This window comes from Pseudoalteromonas arabiensis, assembly GCF_001550155.1.
Taxonomy (GTDB): Bacteria; Pseudomonadota; Gammaproteobacteria; order Enterobacterales; family Alteromonadaceae; genus Pseudoalteromonas; species Pseudoalteromonas arabiensis.
On sequence record NZ_LRUF01000008.1, the window covers coordinates 36,959 to 62,987 of the forward strand.

Below are 26,029 nucleotides of genomic sequence, written 5' to 3' on the forward strand. Positions count from 1 at the left end.
ATGGGTGTAAAGCTGCCTAATCAAGAGTCATTATTAATACAACTAATTAAGCTGCATCTTCCGTGCTTTGAGTCTCATCGCTGTGGCGAATTAAGTAATCAAATGCACCTAAACTTGCCGTTGCACCACTGCCCATCGCAATAATGATTTGTTTAAACGGCGTTGTTGTGGCATCACCTGCCGCATAAACACCCGGTAATGATGTTGCACCCTTGCTATCAATCTCGATTTCACCAAAGCGAGTCAATGATAGCTCTGAATCTTTTAACCATTCAGTGTTTGGCACCAAGCCGATTTGCACAAAGATTCCTGCAAGCCCAAGTGATTTTTCATCGCCAGAGATGCGGTCAATATAGCTTAAGCCTGTTACTCGTTTACCATCACCAATAACTTCTGTCGTTTGCGCATTTTTGATAATAGTAATGTTGTTTAAACTATTTGCTTTACGAATAAGGACTTCGTCAGCACGTAAGGTATCGGCAAACTCCAGCACGGTGACATGCTCAACAATGTTTGCAAGGTCGATTGCAGCTTCAATACCCGAGTTACCACCACCGATAACCGCAACAGCTTTACCTTTAAATAACGGACCATCACAGTGAGGACAATAAGCAACGCCATGACCGCGATACTCTTTCTCACCTGGTACGTTCATTTCACGCCAGCGCGCACCCGTTGCTAATACCACTGACTTAGCATTTAAAACCGCCCCATTGTCTAGGGTGATTTGATAATTACCTTGCTTAGTCAATGATGCCGCACGTTGGTTTTGCATCACATCAACATCGTACTCTTTTACATGCTCTTCAAGTTGAGCAACCAATTTAGGGCCTTCGGTCGCTTTAACTGAAATAAAGTTTTCAATGGCTAAGGTGTCTGATACCTGACCACCAAAACGCTCAGCAACCACACCTGTGTTCAAGCCTTTACGTGCTGAATAAATCGCCGCAGAAGCCCCTGCCGGACCACCACCCACAACAAGTACATCGAATAACGCTTTGTCGTTCAGTGCTTCGGCTTGGCGTGCAGCCGCTTTGGTATCCACTTTGTTTAAAATGTCGGTCAGGTTTACAGCACCTTGACTAAATAACTCGCCATTTAAGTAAACAGCGGGTACTGCTAACACATTACGCTCGTTCACTTCGTCTTGGAACAAGGCGCCGTCAATCATAGTGGCCGTAATATTTTCATTGTGCGCCGCCATTAAGTTAAGTGCTTGCACAACTTGCGGGCATGTTTGACAACTTAATGAAATATATACTTCAAAGTTAAGCGGCGCAGGTAATGATTTAATTTGTTCAATTTCAGTCTCTGATGCCTTGCTTGGATGACCACCTGTGTGAAGAAGTGCAAGGATCAAGCTGGTGAATTCGTGGCCCATCGGCACACCCGCAAATGTAATTTGCGTATTGTTTATAGGTGAAGACACCGCCATAGACGGGCGACGCACGTCTTGGTTAGGGTTATCTCGCACCGAAAATTTGTCGCTTAACGAAGCTAAATCGTTTGCTAAGCTTTTAAGTTCTGTTGATTTATTGCTGTCATCCAAGGCGATAAGCAGCTCAACAGGGCTGGTAATAGAAGCAAAGTGGCTTGTTAATTGGTTTTTGATATTCGTATCTAACATGGCTTAGCCCTTGAGTTCAGAATAAATAATCTAGAATAAATTTAGGGATAACTGCCCATCACCCGCTAATGTGCTTAATGTGAGTTGTGATGGGCAATTAAGATTGCATTGGGATAGCAAAGCAAAACTTTGCTATCGTTTAATGCTATGGCAAATTAGATTTTGCCAACTAGGTCTAGTGAAGGAGCAAGTGTCTCTTCACCTGGCTGCCATGATGCAGGACATACTTCACCATCGTGGTCAGCAATGTACTGTGCAGCTTGTACTTTACGTACTAACTCTTTCGCGCTACGGCCGATACCTAAGTCGTGAGTTTCGATTACTTTGATTTCGCCTTCAGGGTTCATTACAAATGTACCGCGAAGAGCAAGACCTTCGTCTTCGATCATCACACCGAAGTTACGTGTAATGCGACCTGTAGGGTCACCAATCATTGGAAATTTGATTTTACCAATTGTGTCAGACGTATCGTGCCATGCTTTATGAGTGAAGTGCGTGTCAGTTGATACTGAGTAAACTTCAACACCCATTTCTTGCAGTTGCTCATAAAAGTCAGCAACATCACCAAGCTCTGTAGGGCATACGAAAGTGAAATCTGCTGGGTAGAAGAAGAAGATTGACCACTTACCTAGCACATCTTTTTCAGTTAGCTCAACAAAGTCACCATTGTGGTAAGCTGTTGCATTGAATGGTTGTAATTTTGTGTTAATTAATGAAGTGCTCATATTTTTCCTCATTGATGTATTTAAAAAGTTTAATTAACGCAGCCTTGCGTCTGCTTGATTAATACAATAGAGGTGTGAGCGAACAAAATAAAATTGATTGTTTAGATTAAAACGATTGATTTTTCAGATTAAACTATAAAAAAATAAAAAATAATTAATAATTCAAATAGTTAGATAATAAATAGCTTTGTTACTTCTGTGTAAAGTTAGTAAAACCCACACCCATTCTCAGAATCCAGCATCAATGGGTAATGGATCGTTAAAAAAATCTTAATGATTAATAATGTCTGCCATGCCAAGGTCTGCCTCTCCAATGCTTGTTGGTAATGTAGTTTATTGTTGTCGTTGATACATAGTTTGGCTGGTCACAATTTCGTTATTGTGGTTAGCCCAAACTTTGAAATGCACAGCTATTTGCTATTAATAATACCGATAAGAGTTTATACCCAAACCTTCACCCAGTCTAAGTCGCTAAGCAAATGTTACACAGCTTGGATAGACAAAAATCTATGGTGATCCTAGGCTTACAATCTAGACTAACCTCTATCATGAGCCGTTATTTGCCTAGTTGGATAATGGGTTCTGTAATGGATCGCCTCATCAAACAACAATTAATAAAAACAACACGCTAAGGAATACCCATGAACACACATGATAATCTCGCGCAATTAATTGAGCATACGTGTAAAACTTATGCCAGTCTCCCCGCTTATAATAGTGATAATAAAACAATCACTTATGCCCAAGTAGAACAACAATCTCGTTACTTAGCACAGTGGTTTCAACAACTAAGTGGCTTAGTTACAGGGGATCGAATCGCCATTCAACTGCCTAATATTGTTGACTACCCTATCGTTACCTACGCAGCATTTCGTGCAGGGTTAATTGTTGTAAATACCAACCCACTTTATACTGCCCGTGAAATGCTGCACCAGTTTAATGATGCAGGCGTAAAAGCGGTTGTTATTCTTGATGCCCTCACCGACAAATTAGCCACCATTATCGATGGCACATCACTAGAAACAGTTATTGTTGCAGCCGCTGTTGCTGAACCGACACTGCAAGAAGGTCAGTTTTCGTTAAATGAACTCATTCGCCTAGGTGAAAGACTCGCACCACTCAACGCTCATCATGCAAGTCGCGATGATATTGCAGTTTTACAATACACGGGTGGTACAACAGGCATAGCCAAAGCTGCGATGCTAAGCCATGGCAATATTTTAGCCAATGCAGAGCAAATGAATGAGCGCTTTGACGACATTTTAAAGCTAGGTGTAGAAACAGGTATTTGCCCGCTACCGCTTTATCATATTTACGCCTTTACTGTGAATATGGTTGGCCTGTTTGCCATGGGGCAATTTAATGTACTGATTCCAAACCCTCGTGATTTAGATGCCTTAGTAAAGCAAATCGAACCGTTTGAAATTAATTACTTTTTAGGCATTAACACCTTATTTATTGGTTTGTGTATGCACCCAAGGTTTAAGGCACTGAATTTTTCGAATCTAAAAATGACAGTGTCAGGCGCAGCCCTTACACATGCTGCTGCCGATGCATGGATGAGCACCACAGGTTGCACTATTACTGAAGGCTATGGCTTATCAGAAACCTCACCTGTTGCGACACTCAACGACTTTAAAAAAGAAGAAATTGGTAGTATTGGCCGCCCACTATCGAACACCACTGTCGAAATTTGGGATGAAAACGACGAGCCCGTTGCAGACGGTGAGTCTGGCGAGATAGTTGTTAAAGGTCCGCAGGTGATGATGGGTTACTGGCAACGCCAAGATGAGACTGATAAATGTATGAAACATGGTTTTTTCAAAACCGGTGATGTAGGTCTGAAACTACCAAGTGGTAATTACAAGATTATAGACCGTCTAAAAGACATGATTATTGTCTCTGGTTTTAATGTTTACCCTAACGAAGTTGAAAATGTGCTGTGTCAGCACCCTGCTATCTGCGAAGCGGCCGTTATTGGTGCGAAAGATGAAAAAACCGGTGAGCGTGTATGCGCCTACATTACCTTAAAAGAGCATATTGATGAGCAACAAGTGAGTGACTATTGCCGCGAAAACTTAAGTGCTTATAAAGTGCCTAAATCAATCATTTTTATGGAGGAGCTGCCTAAGTCAACGGTAGGCAAAATTTTACGTCGTGAGTTACGCCAATAACAAAGCGATCGTTTTAGCCGCATAACTGGTATAAAATAGTTAAAAGATAAAAGCATACCGTTAGGTATGCTTTTTTAATTTAAGCGGTTTTAAGGTCATTATGGAAAAGTTTATTAATCACATTCAACTCGGTTACTTAGGTTTACTGCCGTTTTTAGGCTGCGTAGGCTGGCCACTCATAGCAGGGAGTAATGCTGTCAACTTAGACTTTTTCACTTATTATAGCATTGCTATTTTAGCCTTTATGGCTGGTAACTTATGGCATGCTGGCCAACAGACGCATGCTGATGCCATTAAAGCCATTATCCCTATCTTACCGATTGGCTTTTTAAGCTTTTTACCAGCGACTTGGACACTGACTTGGCTCGCTGCGAGTTTTTGGTTAGTGCTTTTATTCGAAAAAAGCTCACCGCAGTGGCAAACCTATCATGTTGATTACCAAAAGATGCGATTCGTTTTAACCTCAGTGGTATTTGTATGTCATATATTTGTGATTGGCATGAGCATCTATCCTGAGTAGCCCTTTTCTTGCGTTTGCGGTAACATCCGCGGCTCAGATTTTTAAGGACTTGCTATGATAGATCAACTACGCGCCAAGCTAGACCACCTTGGCGAAAATTACGTTGAAAAAGGTGCTCACTTCAAAATTAAAGTGATCCCATTTTTTTGTGCGATTCACATCAAAAAAGACCACAAAAACCAAGGTTCTTTAAAGCTATATTCAAATCAGCTGATTGAAATATTTTTAGCAACCATGTTTTTGCTATTCGGATTAATGCTTTTTGATACAGATGCGGGCTTTACGCATGGTCCTATTCATATCGTTATTGCCGTTTTGATTAGTTTTAACTTAATCTTTAAGCAAATTGCCATTGAAGGTTTAAAAACTCGCTTAGCCCTTTGCCCTGAAATTGCAGTTGAAACACCGCCAGAACAAGGCAAATAACAGCATGTTTTTAAACCCTAGTTGGCGCATTTTAACGGTAGGCGATGGTGACTTGTCTTTTTCGCATGCTTTAGCGAGTCATTTAAAACCCAAAAAGCTTGTTGCTTCAACCTATGATGATGCAAAAACCGTAGAACAAAAATATGCCGACAATGCACTTAGCGCCTTGCAACAACTCAATATACAAACACTCACTGAGTTCGATGTAACAAAACCTAAGTCGTGGCAGCGCTTAGGTGGTGAATGTTTCGATGTGGTTATTTTTCAATTTCCACTTATACCTGCATTTGTAGGTGAAGCCGCATTTAAAGCAAATACAAAACACGGTGGTATGAATGTGCTAAACCGTGCCTTACTGCATCGCTACTTAGACTACGCTAGCCAGTTCGCATTAGATAAAAACGGCCCAATGCTATGTTACATCACCTCTAAGGATGTAAAGCCCTATCGCGAATGGAATATTGAAGGCAGCTTAAATCAAGGGCTCGATTGTCAATACTTGGGGCAAATGCCATTTGATATTAACCTGTTCCCTGGCTATAAGATTCGCAATGTTGACCGCGATAAGCACGTTAAAGACACCAGTGGCATTACCTATGTCTTTAGCGAAAAAACGGACACCGAGATTGCCTCTAAGCTTGCTTTACCTGCTTATTTAGGTGATAAACACTGTGCATTATGCCGCGTTGGTCCTTATATGGCACAAGAAGATGAAGACAAACATTTGTTAAGCAAAAAACATAAGCAAATGGAAAAATTTGAACAGGATTGGCAAGCATGGCTTGCACAAAACAACGAGGAGTAAATATGAACTTTGTGATTGTCGGTACCAATTTTATAAGCGACACACTACTCAGTGCAGCCAAACAAATTGAAGACTTCTCCTTATATGGTGTGTGCTCTCGAGAGCAGCAAACAGGCAAGGCTTTTCTTGCAAAACACGACATTACTGACGCTAAAGTGTTCACTAGTATTGAGCAAGTATGCCAAGACCCATTGGTAGACGCTGTCTATATAGCAGCACCAAATAGCTTACACAAACACTACGCTGTCATGTGTTTAGAAGCCGGTAAACACGTTTTAGGTGAAAAGCCTTCGGCTGCTAATAGCAAAGAGCTTGCGGCAATCATTCAAGCGGCAAAAACCCATCAACGCCTATACATGGAAGCGATGATGACCACGCATTTACCAAATTTTGCACGCTTAAAAAATGCCCTCACAAAAATTGGCGTACCGCGCAAATATATTGGTCAATATAGTCAATACTCATCACGTTACGATAAATATAAAAATGGCGAGCGGCCAAATACTTTCTTGCCAGAATTTGCTAATGGTGCACTGGTCGATTTAGGTATCTATCCGCTGTATATTTTACTCGCTTTATGGGGCGCGCCTCAAAGTGTAAAAGCCAGTGGTGTGTTGCTTGAAACGGGTGTTGATGGCGCTGGCGATGTGTTATTGAATTACGCCGATAAACAAGCGGTGATCAGCTACTCTAAAATCTCGCAAGGTGATAATTTTACTGAAATTCAAGGTGAAAAAGGCCGTATTCGTATCGAAGCAGTATCACTATTAAGACGTATGCAGTTTATTGGTAATGATGGCACGGTTGAAGAGCTCTCAGAACCATTTGATGAACACTTTATGCGCCACGAAGTGAAGCACTTTATTAATGCAGTAAAAGCAGGGCAGATTGAGTCGAGTGTAAATACACATACTTTATCAAAACAGGTTATGGCTGTGCTTGATGAAGCAAGAGCTCAATTAGGTGTTGTGTACCCTGCTGATAAATATAACTAAACTTTCATTTAGGCTTTATAGCTTTTAGTAAGCATTAAGTTTGAAATTATATTTTATTATTGTGATCGTGTTTACTCTCATTATTTTTGCACTATGGTTAATAATAACCGTTGTAAATAAATGAGAGTTTACCTTTGTCTATTAGGTATTTATTAAGAGCTGTTTTTGCAGCAACGATTACCCTAGCAGCTGGACTATTAATCATTATCCTAATGCTAAAGTCAGGTCAAACAGACAGCCAACAGGCAGCACAACAAAGGTATCAATTAAGTCACCTCGCTAAATTATCGTCGTCTAACTCTATCAAGTTAACAGAACTTGCTCGGCAATATGTTGTTACTCTGGAAAGCCAGTATAAACAACAATACTTTGAACTGGTTGGGCAAATACAAGGAGATATAGCTTGGCTCAATGGCGAAAAGAAAAGCTATTTAGCAAGGTTACAAGCCTATAATGTCGATAAATCTGATTTAGCATTACTCGCAGAGTCAAACGAGCTTTCCCTAAAATTGGTCAAAACAGAAGAGCAGGCATTCGCTCTAGTAGATCACCTTGTAGGGCAAGTTCCTCATGTAATCAGTGAGAAAGACAAAAGCCAATGGATTGACGCTATCGCATTACTTACCGATGAAAATTACATGGCTGAAGTGGACAAAATCCAACAACCTGTCAGTGCATTTTTGTCTTCAATTGAGCGAAAAAGTGCCGAACAAGTCACACAAAACAATGATAAGGTTTCAACGTTCAGTATTATCAGCATTGCTTTTGTTATTGCAATTATATGCACTTTAATACTTTGCTATATTCAGCTAGAGAAAAAAGTGATTAAGGCCACACAAGGGCTGATTAGTGAGGCAAACCGAATTTCACAAGGCGATTTATCACGCTATATTGACCATGTCAGCAATGATGAAATTGGTAAGCTTGCTGCCAGCTTTAACTTGATGGTTGATAAACTTTCAAACCTTTTAAAAGAGATTAACAGTCTTTCTGATCAAGCACAGATTTCAGCAGCTAACCTCGATAGCGTATCTCAGCAAGCAAAAATACTTAATGATAGACAAAGCCAAGCTATCGAAGTTATATCTAGCTCCGTTTATGAAAACTCCACAGCTGTGAAAGAAGTATCGCAAAACTGTGCAGAAGCAGCGCAAAGTGCAACAGCTGCTAATAACAAAACGCAAGAAGGCTTAGCCATTGTCGATAAAGGGATAAAGTCTGTTGAGTCCGTTGCCGCAACACTCAATCAATCATTGAATGACCTCAATAACTTAGAGTCATCAGTCAAAGAAGTGACCGTAATTCTGAGTGTGATCAGTAACATTGCAGAACAAACTAATTTATTAGCCCTTAATGCTGCAATCGAAGCTGCTAGAGCCGGCGAACAAGGTAGAGGATTTGCCGTTGTAGCCGATGAAGTGCGCACACTGGCGAGCCGAACTCAAAGCTCGACGCTTGAGATTCAAGATAAAATTGATTCGCTGCAAGCCGCGAGTAATGCCGTAACAAATCGCATACGCTCAAGCGATTCACAGATCAAAGAAGCTGTTGTTAATTCTGAAAATGTGGGGCTTATGCTTGAAGAAATAAGTACCCAAGCTCATTCAATTTCAGATGCAAACTTAACAATAGCGTCGGCTTCTGAGCAGCAATCTCAAGTCACTGAAGATATTGCTCAGCGTTTGAATGATGTTCAAGAAACAAGTAAAGAAGCTCAAATGCAAACTGAAAAAATTTCTGTTTCATCAAGTGAGCTTTCTAAGCTAGCCAGTAGCTTAAATGCACAAATAAACCGTTTCAAATTAAACTAGCCAGCCAATGAGACTGGGTGACTAGTTTAATACCATTTAAAATCGATAGGTAACTGAAGCCCCTAAAGTTTGTGGGTTCACAACACCCACATAACCTTGCGGGTAACGACCACTGGCAGGCTCTCTTGCTGTGTACTCTTGCTCATCGAATGCATTATTAATAAATGCGCTCATCAACCATTGCTCAGTATCGTAAGTAATCGTTAAACGAGTAAGGGTATAATCGCCCGCAACGCGCTCTTCTGTGTTTGTTAAGTCACCATAAAACTCATCAACATAATTAGCGCTCAAATTAACTTTTAGGCTGTCTGTAAACCAATGCGATAAACCTAAGCTTGCTGTTAATTCTGGCGCTGAGTTAAGGTCATTATCCACAGCTTCAGGAAATGCTGACGATTCATCGATTTTAGTTTTTAATAATCCTAAACCACCATGTAATTGCCATTGGTCGCCCAACATACTGTATGCTTCAAGCTCTAAGCCGTAGCTGTGTGCATCTTCAATATTAGTAATTCTCCGTGCCGCGCTCAGTGCCTGATAACCGTTAAAGTTGTTATAAAACACATTAGCACTAATATTTAGATCGCCATTATTTAAAACACTACGGGAGCCAATTTCATAGGTGTTTACCGTCTCTTCATCGTAGTAGTAATAATCTTCAGCAGTAAAGTCTAATGCGCCACCACCGGCGTTGTAACCTCTGCGAGCACTTGCAAATAACGTTGTTTCTTCGGTAATTTTGTATTGCAGCGCAAGCTTAGGTAAACGTAGAGTATGCGAGTCATCTAATTGCTCAACAAGCATGTCACCGCGAAATGCCATATTGAAGTTACGTACTTGCTCTTCACGCTCAATACGCAGCCCTGCTGTTAAAGTAAGTTGGCTATTCAAGTTAAAGCTTGATTCACCGTAAATTGCCGTTGATTTGCTGCTATCATCACCGAAGTAATAGGTAGCCCCTACACTCTCAAAATCTTGATCACGGTCAAAATAAGCAAGCCCGACAAAACCTGAGTAAAAATCACTATTTAAGCCAAAGTTTAATTTAGTATCTAGGGTTACATTTGATTCATCCATCGAAACATCTGATTCAGCAATTTGTTGCGGCTCATAGGCATCAAATGCCCATTTGTAATCCATATAGGCAACGAGCACATCCAGCGAGAAGTTTTCATTAATTTTGTAGTCAACATTGACCTGTGTTGTATCTGATTCAGTATCCAGAATACGTTGAAATAGCGGTATATAATCGGTTGGCTCAGCAGCTTCAAAGTATTTACGTCCAGCGTTACCCTCTTCGTTGTATGTTGAATAGGTTAGTTGTACAGATAAATCCTCGAATGGGGTATAAAGGAGCTTGGCACGGGTGCTACTAGTATCCAGCTTGTTTAGTTCTTGATCTGTTGGGTTTGTGTCGTACACCGGTGGGTTAGAGAAAGTCTCGCCATCAATATATTGCGTTGATAAGCGAAATGTTAACACATCTTCAACGAGTGCCCCCGATATAACCGCGGCCGTATCAAAATAATTATCTTGATTACGATAACCAACGCGCACTGCACCCTCAAATTCTTGCGTTGGTGCTTTAGTTTTCATGTATACCGCGCCAGCAATACTATTTCGGCCATTGCTTGTAGATTGCGGGCCTCGGTATACTTCGATCTGCTCCATATCCCAAAGACCAGTATCACCCGTAAGATCTGCAACAAAGGGCTGGCTTACCCCATCAATTAATGTTGAGACACGCGCTTTCGAACCACCACTAAACGAGTTAAAACCTGTTGCACCGCCATTGCCAGACACACCCCGCATATCCGGAACTGCGCCAGTTAAAACAACCACATTAGCCATCTCTGAAAGTGCTTCTGATATAGATGCAAGCTGACCATTTTCAATTAATGACGTATCAACAACAGCAACTGATGACATGGTTTCTTTCAATGATTTTTCAGTTTTTTCACCGGTGACAACAATCGTATCCATCGATTTTCGATTACTTTCGTCATCAGCTAATACGGCTGTATTAGTAACAAGTAATGAAGCTGTAATCACAGCTGATAGTGAGTTTAATTTAAATGCAGTGGCCAATTTTCTTTCCCCAAAAAGAGATTATTAGTATTTATGAATGTTTGAGCTAATAGAAAAGCGCGAAAAATCTAGCACAACAAAAACGCTATTGCAATTGAGTTTAATTATCATTTAGAATTAACAAAAATAACTACAACTAACTACCTATGTTTTTTACTTTATCAACCTTACTGCTTTCGCTCGCGGTGGGGATATTTTATTGCACTCGAAAGCAGCAACGCTTGTTAGTAAAACCTTTGAATAAACGTGTTCGAGGGGTCGCTGTGAGCTTAGTAATCACCGCTATTATTTTAACCTCTCAACAGTTTTCAAACACCGCAACTGTGTTTCTAGTCATTTTTACACTAATGATGATGTTAATGCTGATCCCACTTCTAAGCTTGTTCTATAAAAAGGATAATTCATGACTCGCCCTCAAAAATATCAGCCAACATGGTTAGGTAAGACCTTCGCAGGCGCACTACTAGGATTAGCGCTTGCTTTTATACTTATCGCTTTTTTTGCGTGGTATGGTCCAGGCGGAATTGATGCACGCGATAAAGTACAGTTCAACATGTGGATGATTCCCCCCTTGTGGTTATCTATTTTTAGTTTCACTTACTTATTTAATTCTGCAAAACAGGCATGGCTACTTTTAGGTGGGTTAACTGTACTGCTTTACACAGGCTTTTTTATGCTTAGAGGTGGGCTATGAAAGTAAGGTCTGATATTTTACGTACCTATCAAGGCGTACATACTTGGACAGGGATCATCGCCGGTTTAGTGCTATTTATTGGCTTTTATGCAGGCAGCTTAACCATGTTCAAGCATGAAATCCAACAATGGGCAGCACCTCTGCAAGCTTCTAAAGTTACGGTTGAGAACTATGATTACCAACCTTTAGTTGATGCTGCAATAGCTGAAAAGCCAGTGCAGCTGGCAAAAGGATTTAGCCTCGATTTACATACTGAGGATGCGCCTCTTTCTTGGTATGTAAAAGGTGGCCCACGGGGTATGCACCTAGATAATGAGTTACAAACAGCTTATTTAAGCGCAAAGGGACAACTCACAATAGAACAACAAACAGAAAACAAACTCGCTGATTTAGTGGACTATTTACATCGCACTGCAGGCATTGCAGGCGAAATTGGTCATGATCAGTCAGGAGTTTATGTGTTAGGTATCGCTTCTGTCTTGTACTTTTTGGCGCTTGTCTCTGGTGTAATTATTTTACTGCCTACCTTAGTGAAAACATTTTTTGCCCTTCGTAAAGAAAAAGGCCCTAGCCGCTTTTGGCTCGATAGTCATAATCTAATCGGCATTGCCAGCTTACCTTTTCATTTAGTGATTGCATTTACTGTTGTAGTGTTTGCTTTTCACGACTTTATTTATGGTGGTCTTGCTCAATTTTATGGCGATAAACCTTTATTTGAACGCACTCCCCCAGCAGCACAAAGCTATCATATTAAAGATTTACCACGTATAAATGAGCAAATTTTAGCTGCTAAAAACTATGCACCAGGCTATACACCGATTCATGTCCGCTACAGTAACCTAAATTCAGCCACTCCATCCGCTGTATTTATGATGAGTAATAAACAAGCCGTCGTGCGCGGCCCAGTAACTGATTACTTGTTTATGAATCCGTATACTTTGGAAGTGGTAAACTCAAGCTACCCGCAAGGTGATGAAAGTATTTGGGGCAATATGGTCGCCAGTATATTTTCTTTACACTTTGGCACCTACGGTGGTGAATGGGGGCGCTGGGGCTACTTTATTATGGGCCTACTGGGCGCATTTTTATTCTATTCTGGTAATTTACTATGGATTGATAAACGTTTTAAAAAAGACCCGACTAAACGCAGTACTTTATTCATGGCAAAGCTTACAATTGGTGTGTGTTTAGGCTCGATGCTTGCTGTGGTAAGTACCTTGATCACCGCCAAATGGCTACCCAGCATTGTTGCGAATACTAATTACGGCACATTAATATGTTATTACGCAGTATTTTTTGTATTTGTTGGATTCACCTTTGTAAAAGGTACAAGTAGAGCAAGTGCTTTGGGCTTATATTTACTTGCAGCCTTATGCGCAATCATGGTTATTTCTAGTTTTGTAATATTGCTGACAACCCATAATGGCTTTGCTCTGTATTCAAGTTATTTAGTGGATGCTGTCGCCATGATATTCAGCGTTATTTTCTTTGCACTTGCTAAGCGAAACCAGCGCAAAGCAGAGCCTGACAGGATCATGCCTAGCTTCAATAAACTTAGTCAAGCTTAAGCTAGCACTTTGCTAGGGTAGTAAAGGAGTTTACTACCCTATTCACACTACTAATAACTAAATTCATTTAACGAAAAACATTTCTTAAAACTAAAAACATCAGTAGAATCGCGGCAAATTCAAGCTTAAAACTCTCATAAGGACAGTGATGCCGCGCACTATACCACCGTTTTTAATTGCTGTTATTTGCGTTCTTCTAGCCATGGTTACGATTCAATCAGGCGCTTCTGTTGCTAAGCAATTATTCCCTTTGATTGGCCCTGAGGGCACAACCGCTTTACGCCTTGGTTTTTCTGCCGCCATTTTATGTTTAATTTTTAAACCTTGGCGTGCCTTTCCTCCTGTTGGCCAAAGAATGCCTGTCATTGTTTACGGGCTGAGCTTAGGCGGTATGAATATTCTTTTTTATTACGCCATAGAGCGTATTCCTTTGGGTATTGGTGTCGCGCTGGAGTTTACCGGTCCACTAGCAGTTGCCCTACTCTCATCACGCAAAAAACGCGACCTTTTCTGGGTTGCCTGTGCGATTGCTGGCATTATTTTGTTACTACCCGATATGAAAGGCGAAGACAGTTTAGATCCTGTAGGTGTTATATTGGCATTAGCTGCCGGTGCTTGTTGGGCGTTTTATATTTTGTTTGGCAAAAAGACCGGTAATCAAGGCTCTGGCGGTATGACTGTAGCAATGGGTATGAGTGTTGCTGCTATTGTGTTAGTCCCCTATGGTGCAGCGTCACAAGGTATGGCCTTATTAAGCTGGGAAGTTCTGCCATTAGGTATTTTAGTTGCCGTTATGTCGAGCGCACTGCCCTATACCCTTGAGATGGTAGCACTAAGAAATATGCCAGCCCAAGGCTTTAGTATTATGATGAGTTTAGAACCTGCCATAGCGGCACTCGCCGGATTTATAATCTTAAGTGAATTTTTAAGTATATGGCAATGGCTTGCTATTTTACTTGTAATAACAGCATCAGTGGGCAGTTCAATGTCCTCTAAAGAGTAAATTTTAAGTCTCAAAAAACATGTAAAGTACATTCTATGAGTGTAGCAAAAGCCACACTCATAGACTTTTAGTTTTTAAAAACTAAACCCAAGTGATACCCAATAACGGCGACCATCTTCAACATAGCCGTATTCATCTTCAGTGATTTCTTTATCAAACAGATTATAAACACCAAAACCTAACTTAATGCTGCGGCTTAAATCATAGTTACCGCCAATATCAGCCAAGGTGTAATCTGGTGCTATTAGGCTGCTTTGTGATGGCCCTGTTGTTGGCTGGCTTTCTTCACCACGGTAATGAACGCGTAACCACGTGCCTAGCTTATCAACCGGACGCCAATTTACTGAGGTTTGGACAATATGCTTAGGTAATTGGTTAAGTGGACTGCCTTTATATTCACCGGTTTTTTGCTCTGAATCTGTGTAAGTGTAATTTGCACTTACATCAAGCTCACTGGTAATATCGTAAGATACAGATAACTCAAAACCTTGCGTAACGGCTTCATCCACATTGACATAGGTTGTTGGCATCGAACCAAACTGGTTTGGTCCATCGGTACACTGTGTTAATGGGCATGAAATACGGGTAATTTTGTCATCAAATTCGTTGTAGAAGATGGTGCTCGAAAGAGTTAAATCACGATTTGCATCATAATAAATACCCATTTCATAGTTTACTGACTTTTCAGGGTTCAAATCAGGGTTACCGTAAATGTTACCGCCACGGCTCACTTGCCCCCAAGCTGCGGTAGATTGACGAATATTCGGCGCTCTAAAGCCTGTTGAAATACCCCCTTTAAGTGTTATCGCTTTTGATGCAGTGTATACACCATATAATCGAGGGCTAAAGTGGCCTGCAAAGTTACCATCATGATCGTAACGAAGCCCTGTTGTTAGCTTGAAACGCGTGGTCGCACTCCATTCATCTTCAGCAAACACCGACCATTGCTCATTCTCCACATGGGTTAAATCACTAATGCGGTTACTGGTGTAATCGTCCAGCTCTTCTTTCAAGTAAGAAGCACCCAATGCGGCGTTATGATTGGTAAAAGGTAAAGTCCAGCTTGTTTGTGCATCCGTATTTTCAACGTACATTTCGCGAGACGTATTATCGAATTTATCGTACTTTAGGTAACTGCGTGATGAGCCAAAATCATAAAAGCCATTATGACTCAATGAATAGGTCTCTTGCTCATATTCAGTTGTTGATGATTCAGGGCAACCATTGCGCCCACAACTTTCGCCCTCAGCCAACGGCGCAACCGTTTTACCCAATGTTTCATCAAGCTTTTGTCGTGCGCCGCCTATCTCAAGCATCACTTCGTGACTATCTGATGGGGTTAAAATGAACTTCGCTTTTAAGTTACTTTGCTCTTTACCACGAAAACCGGCTTCGAAATCGTCTTCGTCACGCTTTGAAAATTGACCTGATAACTGCATCCCTAATAACTCAGGAATTAAGCCACCCGCAGTAAAGAAGCTGCCTTGATTGATATTACCCGACTCACTTGACTCTTGAATGGTGCTGTCTAAACGCAGTTCGCCATACCATTTTTCTGGTGTTTTGCGGGTAATAATATTGATAACCCCACCAATTGCATCTGAGCCATATAAAGATGACATAGGGCCGCGAATAACTTCGATGCGTTCAATTGCCGAAATAGGTGGAGTCCACGCCCCTTCAACGCCTGGACCATCACTGTTTGGACGTGTTTCACGTGATGTTTGACGCTGACCATCAATTAAAATTAAGGTGTATTGGTTTGCCATACCACGCAGGCTAATGTCCTTTCGGTCCCCGCCGCCTGTTACAACAACACCGGGCACGTCAGTCATGGCATCTGTTAAGTCACGATAAAAGCGTTTTTCTAGTTGTTCACGATCAATCACACTAATACTCGCAGGCGCTTCTTTAAGCATTTGCTCATAGCCAGATGCTGATACCACGATGACTTCCATATCTTGTTTTTTATCATCTGCATTTGCGTAGCTAGACAATCCAGCTAACACTGCTGCGCTAAGTGGTAAAAGCGTAGAAACGACCCTCGACATAATAATACTCCGTGACATTTGTTTTATAAATGATAATAATTAGCGTTTGCGATATTAATGAGAAGTCCCTATTTCTACAATTTACGATTTCTTAAAACTGAATTAAGAAGGCCTGAACAATGAACTCAAAACTAGTTAAAACATTACGAGTATTTTCTCGAACAGTTGAAACAGGCAATATGAGCAGTGCCGCAACAGAGCTGGCAATGACCACCTCTGCGGTAAGCCAACACATCAAACATTTAGAACAAGAGGTTGGGTTAAGTTTATTTAATCGAAGCCCAAGAGAATTGACCCTAACAGAAGCTGGGCATGTGTATTATCAAAGCTGTTTGAAAATGCTCACGCTGGCAGAACATGCCAGTAGTCAATTGCAAAATTTGCAAAGAAATCCAAGTGGGGAGCTAAAACTGGTTGCGCCGGTTGGTTTTGGTAGTGGTTTATTGAGCGAGCCATTAAAACAGCTAATCCATCAGTTTGATGATTTAAGCATTCAGCTTGTTTTAACAGATGAACCTGTCGATATGATCAAATCTGGTGCTGATTTGGCCATTGCAATCGGCCCTTTAACCGACTCTAATTTAGTGGCTCGTAAACTCGCAACATGGCCACTTAAATTATGCGCCCATAAAGATCACCCGCTCAGCAAACTTCAGCACGCAACATGGAATGATCTTGAATGCCATGCCAGAGTTGCCCATATCAGCGCAGACAGCAATGCATTCAATGCACTTACCCTTGACAGTAAACCATTACCTAAGGCAAAAATTATCGTCAATAATATGCAAGGCCTTACAAAGCTAGTATGTGATGGCGTGGGTTATGGTGTACTGCCTGAGCCTGAAGTGAGAAGTTTATTAAAAAGCAAAGAGCTTATAGAAATTGCTCCTGAGTGGTCTTTACCTGACTACACGGTGTACGCCGTTACACCCGCTAGAGATAGCCTTGCAGCGAAAACAAAAACAGCAATCGAGACACTAAAACAATGCTTTAATCTCGTAACCAACGATAAAGAACTCATTTAATTAGAAAAGTGTATGGTTAGCCCAAAGCTAACCATACACCAACAGCCATCATCAAAGCACCGGCAATACGGTTCAACCACTTAACGTTATCGCCTTTATCTAAAAACACCCGCAAGCTCTTACCACCCGTGGCATAAATAAGCATGCAAATAAATTCACTAAGCATAATAATACTCAGCAAAATAGCTAACTGAGGCGCAACGGCGGCATCAACATTAATGAAAGGAGGTAAGAGTGAGATCATAAATGCCCACCCCTTAGGGTTCGCTATCGCAGTAATAAATCCTTGCGAGAATAATTGGCTACGCGCTATTTTCTGCTCAGCCTCGTTGCCAAGTTTAAAGCTTGTTTTTGCGCGCCACATATTGATGCCAAGGTAAATAAGGTAGGCCCCTCCTAAGTATTTTAAAACAGCAAATAACTCAGGGTAGTTAAGCATTATACTGGCAACCCCAATCACTGCAGCAATAGCAACCACTGCAACACCAAGCACTTCGCCTGCCATCATCCAAAGAGTACGTCTAACGCCTACACTCATACCGAGTGTCATGGCAAGTGTCATACACATTCCCGGCGTAATAGAAACAAAGAAAAAGGTCGGAATAAAAACCGCGAGTACTGCCAAATCGAGCATAAATGCAATCACATGTTCGTTGCTTAAAAAGAGAAAGCGATTAAATCACATTCATTTCAATAAGCAAACAAACACGCGATCACTGACATCACACTAGTTTGAGGATTATAAAAACATGCCACCCGATGCTTCAATACGCTGTCCGGTGACCCAACGATTTTCATCGCCGAGTAACTGCGCAATCATAGGACCGATATCATCCGCTTGACCAACTCGCCCCATAGCGGTAAATGAACTCACTAATTGCGCAACATCTTCATTATCACGCACAACACCACCCCCAAAGTCAGTCGCAATTGCGCCAGGTGCAACGACATTCACTGCAATATTACGCCCTGCGAGTTCTTTTGCCATGTATTTGGTCATGACCTCAACAGCCCCTTTCATGGTGGCGTAAGCTGCCTTACCTTGTAAAGCAAACCGTGTCAGCCCTGAAGATAAGTTAATAATGCGCCCGCCACCGCTTATCATCTCATGCAGTATTTGCGTTAAGAAAAACACTCCTTTTACATGTACATTCATCAAATTATCAAACATGGCTTCACTGGTATCAGCAAATGCACTGTCACTACCATGACCTGCATTATTGATTAAATAATCAAACCGAGATGTTTGCCATTGTGTTTTTAAAATGCTTTCAAGTGATTGTTTAAATTCAGCAAAACCTAAAATATCGCTAACATCAAGTTGCATAGCCACTGCTTTTGCCCCCAGCGCAGCGACTTCCTCTACGACTTGTTGCGCTTCATCTTTATGGCTTCGATAAGTAAACACGCAATCAATATTCTTACGTGCCAAACTTAATACCGTATTTTTACCTAAACCGCGATTACCACCAGTGATCACTGCAATTTTGTTGCTCATCGTTGTTACCTTTTTGCTTTGAAGTAATTTTGAGCAACCAGTATATTTACACTGCAAAACTAGATAAACCATGTAAAATTAAATTAACAGTTCGTAAAAAACAAACAATCATGAATGAACTTAATGCCATGAAAACCTTTGTTCAGGTAGCTGAGCTAAAAAACTTTTCGGCTGCAGCACTTGCACTGAGCATGCCTAAATCGTCTGTCTCACAGTTAGTTAAACAACTCGAAGATACCCTAGGTGCTCGGCTCCTAAACCGCACAACAAGGCGAGTTACACTCACCAACGAAGGCACTGTTTTTTATCAGCGCTGTAAAGATATGCTTGCTGATATTGACGAATTACAAACTCTATTTCATAAAAATGACGAAGCGTTATCAGGGCGTCTTAGAGTAGATATGCCACAACCAATTAGTCGGCGTTTAGTACTGCCGAATCTAGAGCATTTTTTATCTGCACACCCACAATTAGAGATTGAACTGAGTAGTTCAGACAGGCGTGTGAACTTAATTGAAGAAGGGTTTGATTGTGTAGTGCGAGTCGGTAATTTAGAAGACTCATCGCTGATCGCTAAAAGAATTGGCCACTGCCCGATGATCAACTGTGTAAGCTCAGGTTATATTAAACAGTATGGCAACATCACTAAACTGGCTGATTTAGCCGAGCACTACATTGTTCGCTATAGCCAAACACTCGGTCAACTTGACCCAGGTTTTGAATACCAAGATACACAAGGCGATTGGCAAATTCTAGCCATGAAATCGCAGCTTACAGTTAACAATACGGATGCCTATAAAGCAGCGTGTTTAGCAGGGCTTGGCCTTATTCAAGTGCCACATCATGGAGTTATCGATGAGCTTAGCCGAGGTGAGCTTGTGCAAGTTTTACCTGACTATAACTTGCCGCCCATGCCAATTAATATCGTCTACCCGAATCGACGTCATTTACCAAGGCGTACTCGGGTGTTTATTGATTGGTTAAGCGAGCAATTACAACCTGTTATCGAGCAAAAATGATAAGCGTTCATCAGCTTTAGATGGCGCTAACTCAATGAGTTTAGGTTTAACTACATTTTCGATTACAAAAGGATCTTCAGCGACAATTTCTTCGATCTCCTGCTTGGAAACACCGACTGCAATAATGCCGCCGCCTGCGTTAGGCTGTAAACTTCCAGATAATACAAAGATACCTTTATCGAACCCTAACTGAAGCCATTTTTTATGGCCTTCCATAAAATCTTTAGCTTGAGATTTATTATCTGAGAACCTTAGTTGAATTATAAACATTTTTTTATTCCTTTTTACGTATTATTTGAATTCACTTTCAACATGCCAGAACGATTTAAAGCACATAAACATACTAACTTTCATATGATGCTAGTTTGGAAAAACATAATATATTTTGTATATAAACATTACTCATGATACTTACGAATTACTGCGACTTTATCATCTTCTAGTTCAAGCACTTCCATCATTGTCTGAGAATATTCAATCGGCTGTTTACTTTGTGGGTGAACACCTTTTGCATAATTTTTGTATCGAATCGCAATGGCTGATTTGTTAAAAACAAAGACGTTTAATAACGTCGCTTCATATTCGGTATGTGCTCCCAAATAAAAAGTCATTCCCTTTCTCATCGACTCTTTGCCATCAGGTAATCTAGAATCATCAACAACATAAGGTAAATGGGAATGCCCAATATCGTCTGTTAGTAAAGACAGGTATTTTTCTAACTCAACACTAGATGCATTAGGAGACTGAGTAGCTGTCATAAGTTTGAAATATGTTTGTGCGAATTTTTCCAAATCTAACTCTTTAGAAGCTAAAGAAAAAGAAGAGGTTAATAATAAGGTAAGCAATAAAAAATTTTTCATTAAAACTCCATTTTTTAAAATAAATTTAATATCGAGCCAATGGCTTTTTCCATGTATCAGCTCAATTTAATCCTAATATCTTTAACAACTAATAATAAATAACAGAAAATCCTTTCCCTATCTACAGAAAATAAATAGCAAATTGATATTTTGCTAATGTAGTAACGAAAACAACTCATTAAATCGACTTCTTTATTATGAAAGAACTTTACAGCCATAAATACAAAAATCCCCGCTTCGAGGGCGGGGATTTCTAATATAACCATTTAACTAATTACTGAGTGACACTTTCAGCGGCAACTGGCTCTGCTGGTTCTTCTTCACTTAGTAAGTATTTATCAAGCCATTGCTCTTGCTCCCACAGCACATGCAATAGGCTCTTACGAGCGCGATAGCCATGAGCCTCATAAGGCAACATCACTAAACGGGCTTCTTTACCAAGGCCTTTTAATGCGGCGTACATACGCTCGCTTTGCATTGGGAATGTACCTGAGTTTGGATCTTCTTGACCGTGGATCATTAGCATAGGCTCATTGATTTTCTCAGCATGGAAAAACGGTGACATAGCCGCATACACATCTTGGGCTTGCCAAAAATCACGCTCCTCACCTTGGAAACCAAATGGCGTTAAGGTGCGGTTATAAGCACCACTGCGTGCAATACCTGTTTTGAATAAATCACTATGTGCTAATAAGTTTGCCACCATGAAAGCACCATAAGAGTGACCAGCAATGGCAATGTTATCTTTATCTGCGATGCCCCTTTCAACTAACACATCAACCGCAGCTTTAGCACTTGCCACCAGCTGTTTACGAAATAAATCATTAGGCTCTTTGCCATCAACACCCACAATTGGCATTTTCGGGTCGTCAAATACCGCAATCCCTTTTGCAAGGTAAGGCATTGGCCCCCAATAACCAATATAGGTAAATTGATAAGGAGACTCGCGTACCTGTGAAGCAACCGCTTTATCTTTATATTCAAGCGGATAAGCCCACATTAATACAGGTAATGTGCCTTGGGTTTTATCATAGCCTGGTGGCAGGTATAAAGTACCGCTTAGCTCAACACCATCATCACGCTGATAACGAATAAGCTCTTTTGTTACCCCTTTAAACTCAGGGTAAGGATGCTCAAACGTCGTTAGTTGTGTCAGCGTATCGTCGCCTAAATCACGGATAAAAAAGTTAGGTTGCTCGGTTTTAGATTCTCTAATGGTAATGAGTCGCTCACCTTCATCATCCAGCATCGCACGAATACGTTCATAATAAGGTGCAGCCGATTGCCAAATACGCGTTTTTGAGTTCGTTTTTACATCATAGCGATCTAAAAATGGGATATTACCCTGTTCTGATGCCCCATTACCACGTAAGAAAATATAACGCCCGCCAACGACTTTGATAACACTTACACCGAGATCGTTTCGCTCATAAATGGGTTTACCTGGATCCTTATAAGCATCGTTATAGCTGCGCTCTGAAAATAACACGCGATTTCGATCAGCATTGCGCGGCTGAATAACGTATGTGCGTAACTGCCTATCACTAAAGCGCCATTCAGATAACAGTGCAACATTATTATTGCCCCACTCTATTGAATCAAAGCGACGTTCGACTTTAGCAAATAATTTTGGGTCACGTTTAAACGGTGCACGCAAGCTATAAAGATAGTCATGATGAGGCACGTCTGTTTTCATATCGCCACCATCTTGCGCCTGTGCCCAAATAACTTCTGCACCTTGATCTGCACGCCACTGAAACTCACGAGGACCTGTACGAACACTGTCATAACCTTGTGGGATGTTGTCTGCTAGCGGCTGTTTAGCAAGCTCAGCTAAGGTATACCCTCGCATGCCCCATATTTGCCATGTGGCTGCAAACCGGCTGTAAGGAACTTGATATGAGAATGGCTCATCAATCATGCCTACTAAAATATTGGTTGAATCAGGTGAGACTGAAAATGATTTAATTAAGCCTGGCTGGCCAATCGGCTGTGCCTGGCCGCTAAGCGGAATATAGGTAAGTTGGCTTTGTCCATAAAACTTAAATTGCGCCTCATCAAATGGGCTACTAAGTAAATTTTGATACGTACGCGCAGGGGCTTTTTCACCGCTACTTTGTTGGATAACAGGTACAACCCCCGTAGTGTCATTCGAAAGGCGTGCTTTGCCTAAATTAACGGCTGCATTAGCAACCAAAGCGCTGCTATCAGGTAGCCAACTGTAGGGCGAACGAGTAAGCACTGAGTTTAAAGCAGTGTCACTTAACTGCCTTGCTTGTTTAGTACTGACATTATAAACCCATAAGTTTGCAGCGGACGCTTGTTCTACAACGAACGCTAAATACTGACTATCGCTAGACCAACTTGGCGCGCGAATAATGCCTTGAGGTAATCCTGTTACCTCTATTTCGGTGCCTGTTTCAACATGCTTTAGAACAATGTTTGTAAATTTTGTTCGCTCTCGAGAACGTGAGAAATTAGCAGGGTTAAGTTTTATACCCGCTAACTTAAGCTCCTCTTTTGACAGGTCTTGTAATGTTTCAATGCGTTTACTATCGAATAACGCCAACCACTGACCATCATTTGATAGGTAGCTACTGGGCGCTAACTTGGCATCAACAACAGCCGCAAGAGCTGGTGACGGGGTTTGGTATCCTTCGTTGGCAAAACTTGAAGTACTCACGGATACGCCAATAACTAGCGCAAAAAGCAATTTAAATGCTTTCATATCGGTTCCTTTTTCGTTTTTATTCTCGATAATCTAGACAGTTTAGGGCAATTCATAAAGAGTTTCGACTCTTTTAGCTGCCAATCAGTGACTTAAACCTGAAAATTACGCTAAAATAAGCGTACTCTTTTCACTACTTCTCGCTAAATATAATGATTAAAAAAACAGGCAAAGTCACGATTTGGGATGTTGCTAAAGAAGCTCAAGTATCCAAATCTACCGTGTCTTTAGTCCTAACAAACAGTGATAAGGTCAGTAAAAAAAGTAAGGATAAAGTACTTAGCGCAATTGAAAAGCTGGGGTATGTATACAATCGTGATGCAGCGGCACTAAGAAGTAAACGCTCAAACTTGGTTGCCCTTGTCATTAATGACTTAACGAACCCCTATTCTGCGCAACTGGCAGTGGGCCTTGAAAAGCATATTTTAGCTTTAGGTATGTTGCCTATGTTGGTTAACATTGCTGAGGATGTTGAAAGGCAAAAACAGGTTGTAAAAACATTAAAAGAATACAATGTCGCTGCCTTTATAATGTGTCCGGCTCCGGGCACTGAGCAAAGCTGGCAAGATGAGCTAATAGAAAGCGGGTTTCCTGTTATTAATATTATGCGTGAAATCCCATTTTCGGCAGCCCCTTGTATTCTGCCGGATAATAAAAAAGGCACGCATGTAGCCACCTCCCATATTCTGTCACAGGGTATTGAAGACATTGCTTTTATAGGTGGTACTAGTGAAATATCTGATTACCATGAACGATTAAGCGGCTTTTTATCGGCTTTAAAACAATTTAACATTCATGATGAAAAATGCGTCATTGAAGCCCCCACCAATCGCCAAGGTGGACGCGAAGCATTCGATAAATTGATTACGCAGGCACCCAGTACGCAAGCAATTATTTGTTTTAATGACGTGATCGCATACGGCGTTATTGAGGCAATACGCCAACATGGCCTTGAGCCTGGGAAAGACATCAAGGTCGTTGGCTTTGACGATCTTGAAGACTCACGCTTGATGCTCCCCTCTTTATCAACCATTGCTATCAATGCCGATGAAATAGGCAAAAGAACCTGCCAAGTACTCAACGAATTGCTCAATCAGTCGACTCCCCCTGTTCGAACCTTGGTGGACGTCAACCTACAAATAAGAGACTCAAGTAAATGAAAAAAGTGTTAGTGATCGGCTATGTGTGGCCTGAGCCAAACTCCTCTGCAGCCGGCACGCATATGATGTCATTATTGCGGGCTTTTCGCAGTGAAGGTTGGCAGGTTGAATTTGCAAGCCCTGCACAAAAAACAGAACACATGGTCGACCTCAGTGATGATGGCATTAGCACACAGGTTATTGCACTAAATTGCTCAAGTTTTGATGACTATGTGCAATCTTACAATCCCGATATTGTGATGTTTGACCGTTTTATGATGGAAGAACAATTTGGCTGGCGTGTTGATAAATACTGCCCTAACGCCCTGAAAATTCTCGACACTGAAGACCTTCAATGTTTAAGAAACGCCCGCCACGAAGCACATAAAGCAGGACGCGAGTTTACCACGGCAGATTTACACAGCGATATTGCAAAACGTGAGATTGCCGCCATTTTGCGCTCTGACATTAGTTTGATCATTTCACACTTTGAAATCCAGTTACTGAATGACGTATTCAACGTTGATGCAGCTTTGCTTCACCACCTCCCCTTTTTAGTTGACTTAACAGCATTGCCCCAGGCCACTAAGTCATTCAGTGAGCGCAAACATTTTATGACAATAGGTAATTTTCGTCATGCGCCAAATTGGGATGCTGTTTTGTACTTACAACAAATTTGGCCGCTTATTCGAAAACAATTGCCTGATGCCGAATTACATATTTACGGCTCTTATCCACCACCCAAAGCCACGGCACTTAATAATCCAAAAACAGGCTTTTTAATTAAAGGCTGGGCTGAAGATGCCTTTAAAGTAATGGAAGAAGCTAGGGTGTGCTTATCACCACTGCGTTTTGGGGCTGGGATCAAGGGTAAATTACTTGAAGCGATGATTATGCAAACACCGAGTGTCACCACCCCAATTGGCAGTGAAGGCATGCACAAAGAGGAACCTTGGCCGGGTGCCCTATGCGAAAGTACCGAACAGTTTGCCGACGCAGCGGTTGCACTGTACAAAAACGAAGCGCAATTTACTCAAGCCCAACAACATGGTCAGCAGTTACTGCAAAAATATTATGATAAATCAAAGCTTCAAACTCAATTAATCGCTAAAATAAAGGCAGTGAGTGAATCTCTTATTAGCCATAGGCAAGCAAATTTCACGGGGCAAATGCTGAAACATCATACTATGCGTTCAACACAATATATGGCGCAATGGATTGAGGCAAAAAATAAGTAAATTCCTCTTAAATATTACTAGACATAGCGGCGTTT

Annotated in this window: 22 protein-coding genes; 13 read left to right on the top strand and 9 right to left on the bottom strand. The window is 41.2% G+C overall.

The genetic code is table 11. The features are described 5' to 3' along the window. Window positions 1-46 precede the first annotated feature (46 nt). Both ahpF and ahpC read right to left on the bottom strand, forming a co-directional pair. Window positions 47-1,627 carry an alkyl hydroperoxide reductase subunit F gene (gene ahpF, locus PAARA_RS02860; protein WP_062567572.1) on the bottom strand — a complete coding sequence of 527 codons (1,581 nt, stop codon included), beginning with the start codon at window positions 1,625-1,627 and terminating at the stop codon, window positions 47-49. A gap of 155 nt (window positions 1,628-1,782) precedes the next feature. Next, the gene (gene ahpC / locus PAARA_RS02865) at window positions 1,783-2,352 is read right to left on the bottom strand and encodes an alkyl hydroperoxide reductase subunit C (RefSeq protein WP_062567573.1); all 570 of its coding nucleotides are present in this window, start codon (window positions 2,350-2,352) and stop codon (window positions 1,783-1,785) included. Window positions 2,353-2,993: 641 nt separating this feature from the next. On the opposite strand from ahpC, the gene PAARA_RS02870 reads away from it, so the two are divergent. From PAARA_RS02870 to PAARA_RS02895, 6 genes are all read left to right on the top strand, one after another. Next, window positions 2,994-4,526, top strand: coding sequence for an AMP-binding protein (locus PAARA_RS02870; RefSeq protein ID WP_062567574.1), 1,533 nt, complete (start codon window positions 2,994-2,996; stop codon window positions 4,524-4,526). 100 nt (window positions 4,527-4,626) lie between these two features. Continuing rightward, window positions 4,627-5,046 carry a DUF3429 domain-containing protein gene (locus PAARA_RS02875; protein WP_062567575.1) on the top strand — a complete coding sequence of 140 codons (420 nt, stop codon included), beginning with the start codon at window positions 4,627-4,629 and terminating at the stop codon, window positions 5,044-5,046. A gap of 54 nt (window positions 5,047-5,100) precedes the next feature. Next, a complete protein-coding gene (locus PAARA_RS02880; protein WP_062567576.1) occupies window positions 5,101-5,472 on the top strand; it encodes a hypothetical protein in 372 nt (123 codons plus the stop codon). Window positions 5,473-5,476: 4 nt separating this feature from the next. Then, complete coding sequence (locus tag PAARA_RS02885) at window positions 5,477-6,277, top strand: class I SAM-dependent methyltransferase (protein ID WP_062567577.1); 801 nt, start codon at window positions 5,477-5,479, stop codon at window positions 6,275-6,277. Between the two features lie 2 nt (window positions 6,278-6,279). Then, window positions 6,280-7,272, top strand: coding sequence for a Gfo/Idh/MocA family protein (locus PAARA_RS02890; RefSeq protein WP_062567578.1), 993 nt, complete (start codon window positions 6,280-6,282; stop codon window positions 7,270-7,272). 134 nt (window positions 7,273-7,406) lie between these two features. Beyond that, window positions 7,407-9,083 carry a methyl-accepting chemotaxis protein gene (locus PAARA_RS02895; RefSeq protein WP_157066160.1) on the top strand — a complete coding sequence of 559 codons (1,677 nt, stop codon included), beginning with the start codon at window positions 7,407-7,409 and terminating at the stop codon, window positions 9,081-9,083. Window positions 9,084-9,119: 36 nt separating this feature from the next. On the opposite strand, the gene PAARA_RS02900 is transcribed toward PAARA_RS02895, so the two are convergent. After that, window positions 9,120-11,171 (bottom strand): TonB-dependent receptor, encoded by a 2,052-nt coding sequence (locus tag PAARA_RS02900; protein WP_062567580.1) that lies wholly within the window; start codon window positions 11,169-11,171, stop codon window positions 9,120-9,122. Between the two features lie 403 nt (window positions 11,172-11,574). Here PAARA_RS02900 and PAARA_RS02910 point away from each other — a divergent pair, with 403 nt between their 5' ends. The 3 genes from PAARA_RS02910 (at window position 11,575) to PAARA_RS02920 (ending at window position 14,436) form a co-directional block, all read left to right on the top strand. Then, window positions 11,575-11,865, top strand: coding sequence for a hypothetical protein (locus PAARA_RS02910; protein ID WP_062567582.1), 291 nt, complete (start codon window positions 11,575-11,577; stop codon window positions 11,863-11,865). After that, window positions 11,862-13,433, top strand: coding sequence for a PepSY-associated TM helix domain-containing protein (locus PAARA_RS02915; protein WP_062567583.1), 1,572 nt, complete (start codon window positions 11,862-11,864; stop codon window positions 13,431-13,433). The genes PAARA_RS02910 and PAARA_RS02915 overlap by 4 nt, the downstream gene beginning before the upstream one ends. A 148-nt stretch (window positions 13,434-13,581) precedes the next feature. Then, window positions 13,582-14,436 (top strand): EamA family transporter, encoded by an 855-nt coding sequence (locus tag PAARA_RS02920; protein ID WP_062567584.1) that lies wholly within the window; start codon window positions 13,582-13,584, stop codon window positions 14,434-14,436. 74 nt (window positions 14,437-14,510) lie between these two features. Here PAARA_RS02920 and PAARA_RS02925 read toward each other — a convergent pair whose 3' ends face one another. Further along, window positions 14,511-16,487: a ligand-gated channel protein gene (locus tag PAARA_RS02925; RefSeq protein ID WP_062567585.1), complete on the bottom strand. Its 1,977-nt coding sequence runs from the start codon at window positions 16,485-16,487 to the stop codon at window positions 14,511-14,513. Window positions 16,488-16,606: 119 nt separating this feature from the next. On the opposite strand from PAARA_RS02925, the gene PAARA_RS02930 reads away from it, so the two are divergent. Continuing rightward, a complete protein-coding gene (locus tag PAARA_RS02930; protein WP_062567586.1) occupies window positions 16,607-17,512 on the top strand; it encodes a LysR family transcriptional regulator in 906 nt (301 codons plus the stop codon). Between the two features lie 16 nt (window positions 17,513-17,528). On the opposite strand, the gene PAARA_RS02935 is transcribed toward PAARA_RS02930, so the two are convergent. Both PAARA_RS02935 and PAARA_RS02940 read right to left on the bottom strand, forming a co-directional pair. Continuing rightward, entirely contained in the window at window positions 17,529-18,146 is a 618-nt protein-coding gene (locus tag PAARA_RS02935) for a LysE family translocator (protein WP_062568143.1), read from the bottom strand. A gap of 105 nt (window positions 18,147-18,251) precedes the next feature. Then, window positions 18,252-19,010, bottom strand: coding sequence for an SDR family NAD(P)-dependent oxidoreductase (locus tag PAARA_RS02940; protein ID WP_062567587.1), 759 nt, complete (start codon window positions 19,008-19,010; stop codon window positions 18,252-18,254). A 110-nt stretch (window positions 19,011-19,120) separates the two neighbouring features. Here PAARA_RS02940 and PAARA_RS02945 point away from each other — a divergent pair, with 110 nt between their 5' ends. Further along, the gene (locus PAARA_RS02945) at window positions 19,121-20,029 is read left to right on the top strand and encodes a LysR family transcriptional regulator (protein ID WP_062568144.1); all 909 of its coding nucleotides are present in this window, start codon (window positions 19,121-19,123) and stop codon (window positions 20,027-20,029) included. Here the strand turns inward: PAARA_RS02945 and PAARA_RS02950 are convergent. The 3 genes from PAARA_RS02950 to PAARA_RS02960 all read right to left on the bottom strand — a co-directional run bounded on the left by PAARA_RS02950 (window position 20,003) and on the right by PAARA_RS02960 (window position 23,617). Beyond that, a complete protein-coding gene (locus tag PAARA_RS02950; protein WP_062567588.1) occupies window positions 20,003-20,299 on the bottom strand; it encodes a YciI family protein in 297 nt (98 codons plus the stop codon). The two genes, PAARA_RS02945 and PAARA_RS02950, sit on opposite strands and share 27 nt — an antisense overlap. A 128-nt stretch (window positions 20,300-20,427) precedes the next feature. Beyond that, entirely contained in the window at window positions 20,428-20,889 is a 462-nt protein-coding gene (locus PAARA_RS02955; RefSeq protein WP_062567589.1) for a hypothetical protein, read from the bottom strand. 274 nt (window positions 20,890-21,163) lie between these two features. Continuing rightward, a complete protein-coding gene (locus PAARA_RS02960; RefSeq protein ID WP_062567590.1) occupies window positions 21,164-23,617 on the bottom strand; it encodes a S9 family peptidase in 2,454 nt (817 codons plus the stop codon). Window positions 23,618-23,769: 152 nt separating this feature from the next. On the opposite strand from PAARA_RS02960, the gene PAARA_RS02965 reads away from it, so the two are divergent. Then, window positions 23,770-24,777, top strand: coding sequence for a LacI family DNA-binding transcriptional regulator (locus PAARA_RS02965; protein WP_062567591.1), 1,008 nt, complete (start codon window positions 23,770-23,772; stop codon window positions 24,775-24,777). Then, on the top strand, window positions 24,774-25,994 hold the full coding sequence (locus tag PAARA_RS02970) for a glycosyltransferase (RefSeq protein ID WP_062567592.1): 1,221 nt from the start codon (window positions 24,774-24,776) through the stop codon (window positions 25,992-25,994). The genes PAARA_RS02965 and PAARA_RS02970 overlap by 4 nt, the downstream gene beginning before the upstream one ends. Window positions 25,995-26,029 lie beyond the last annotated feature (35 nt).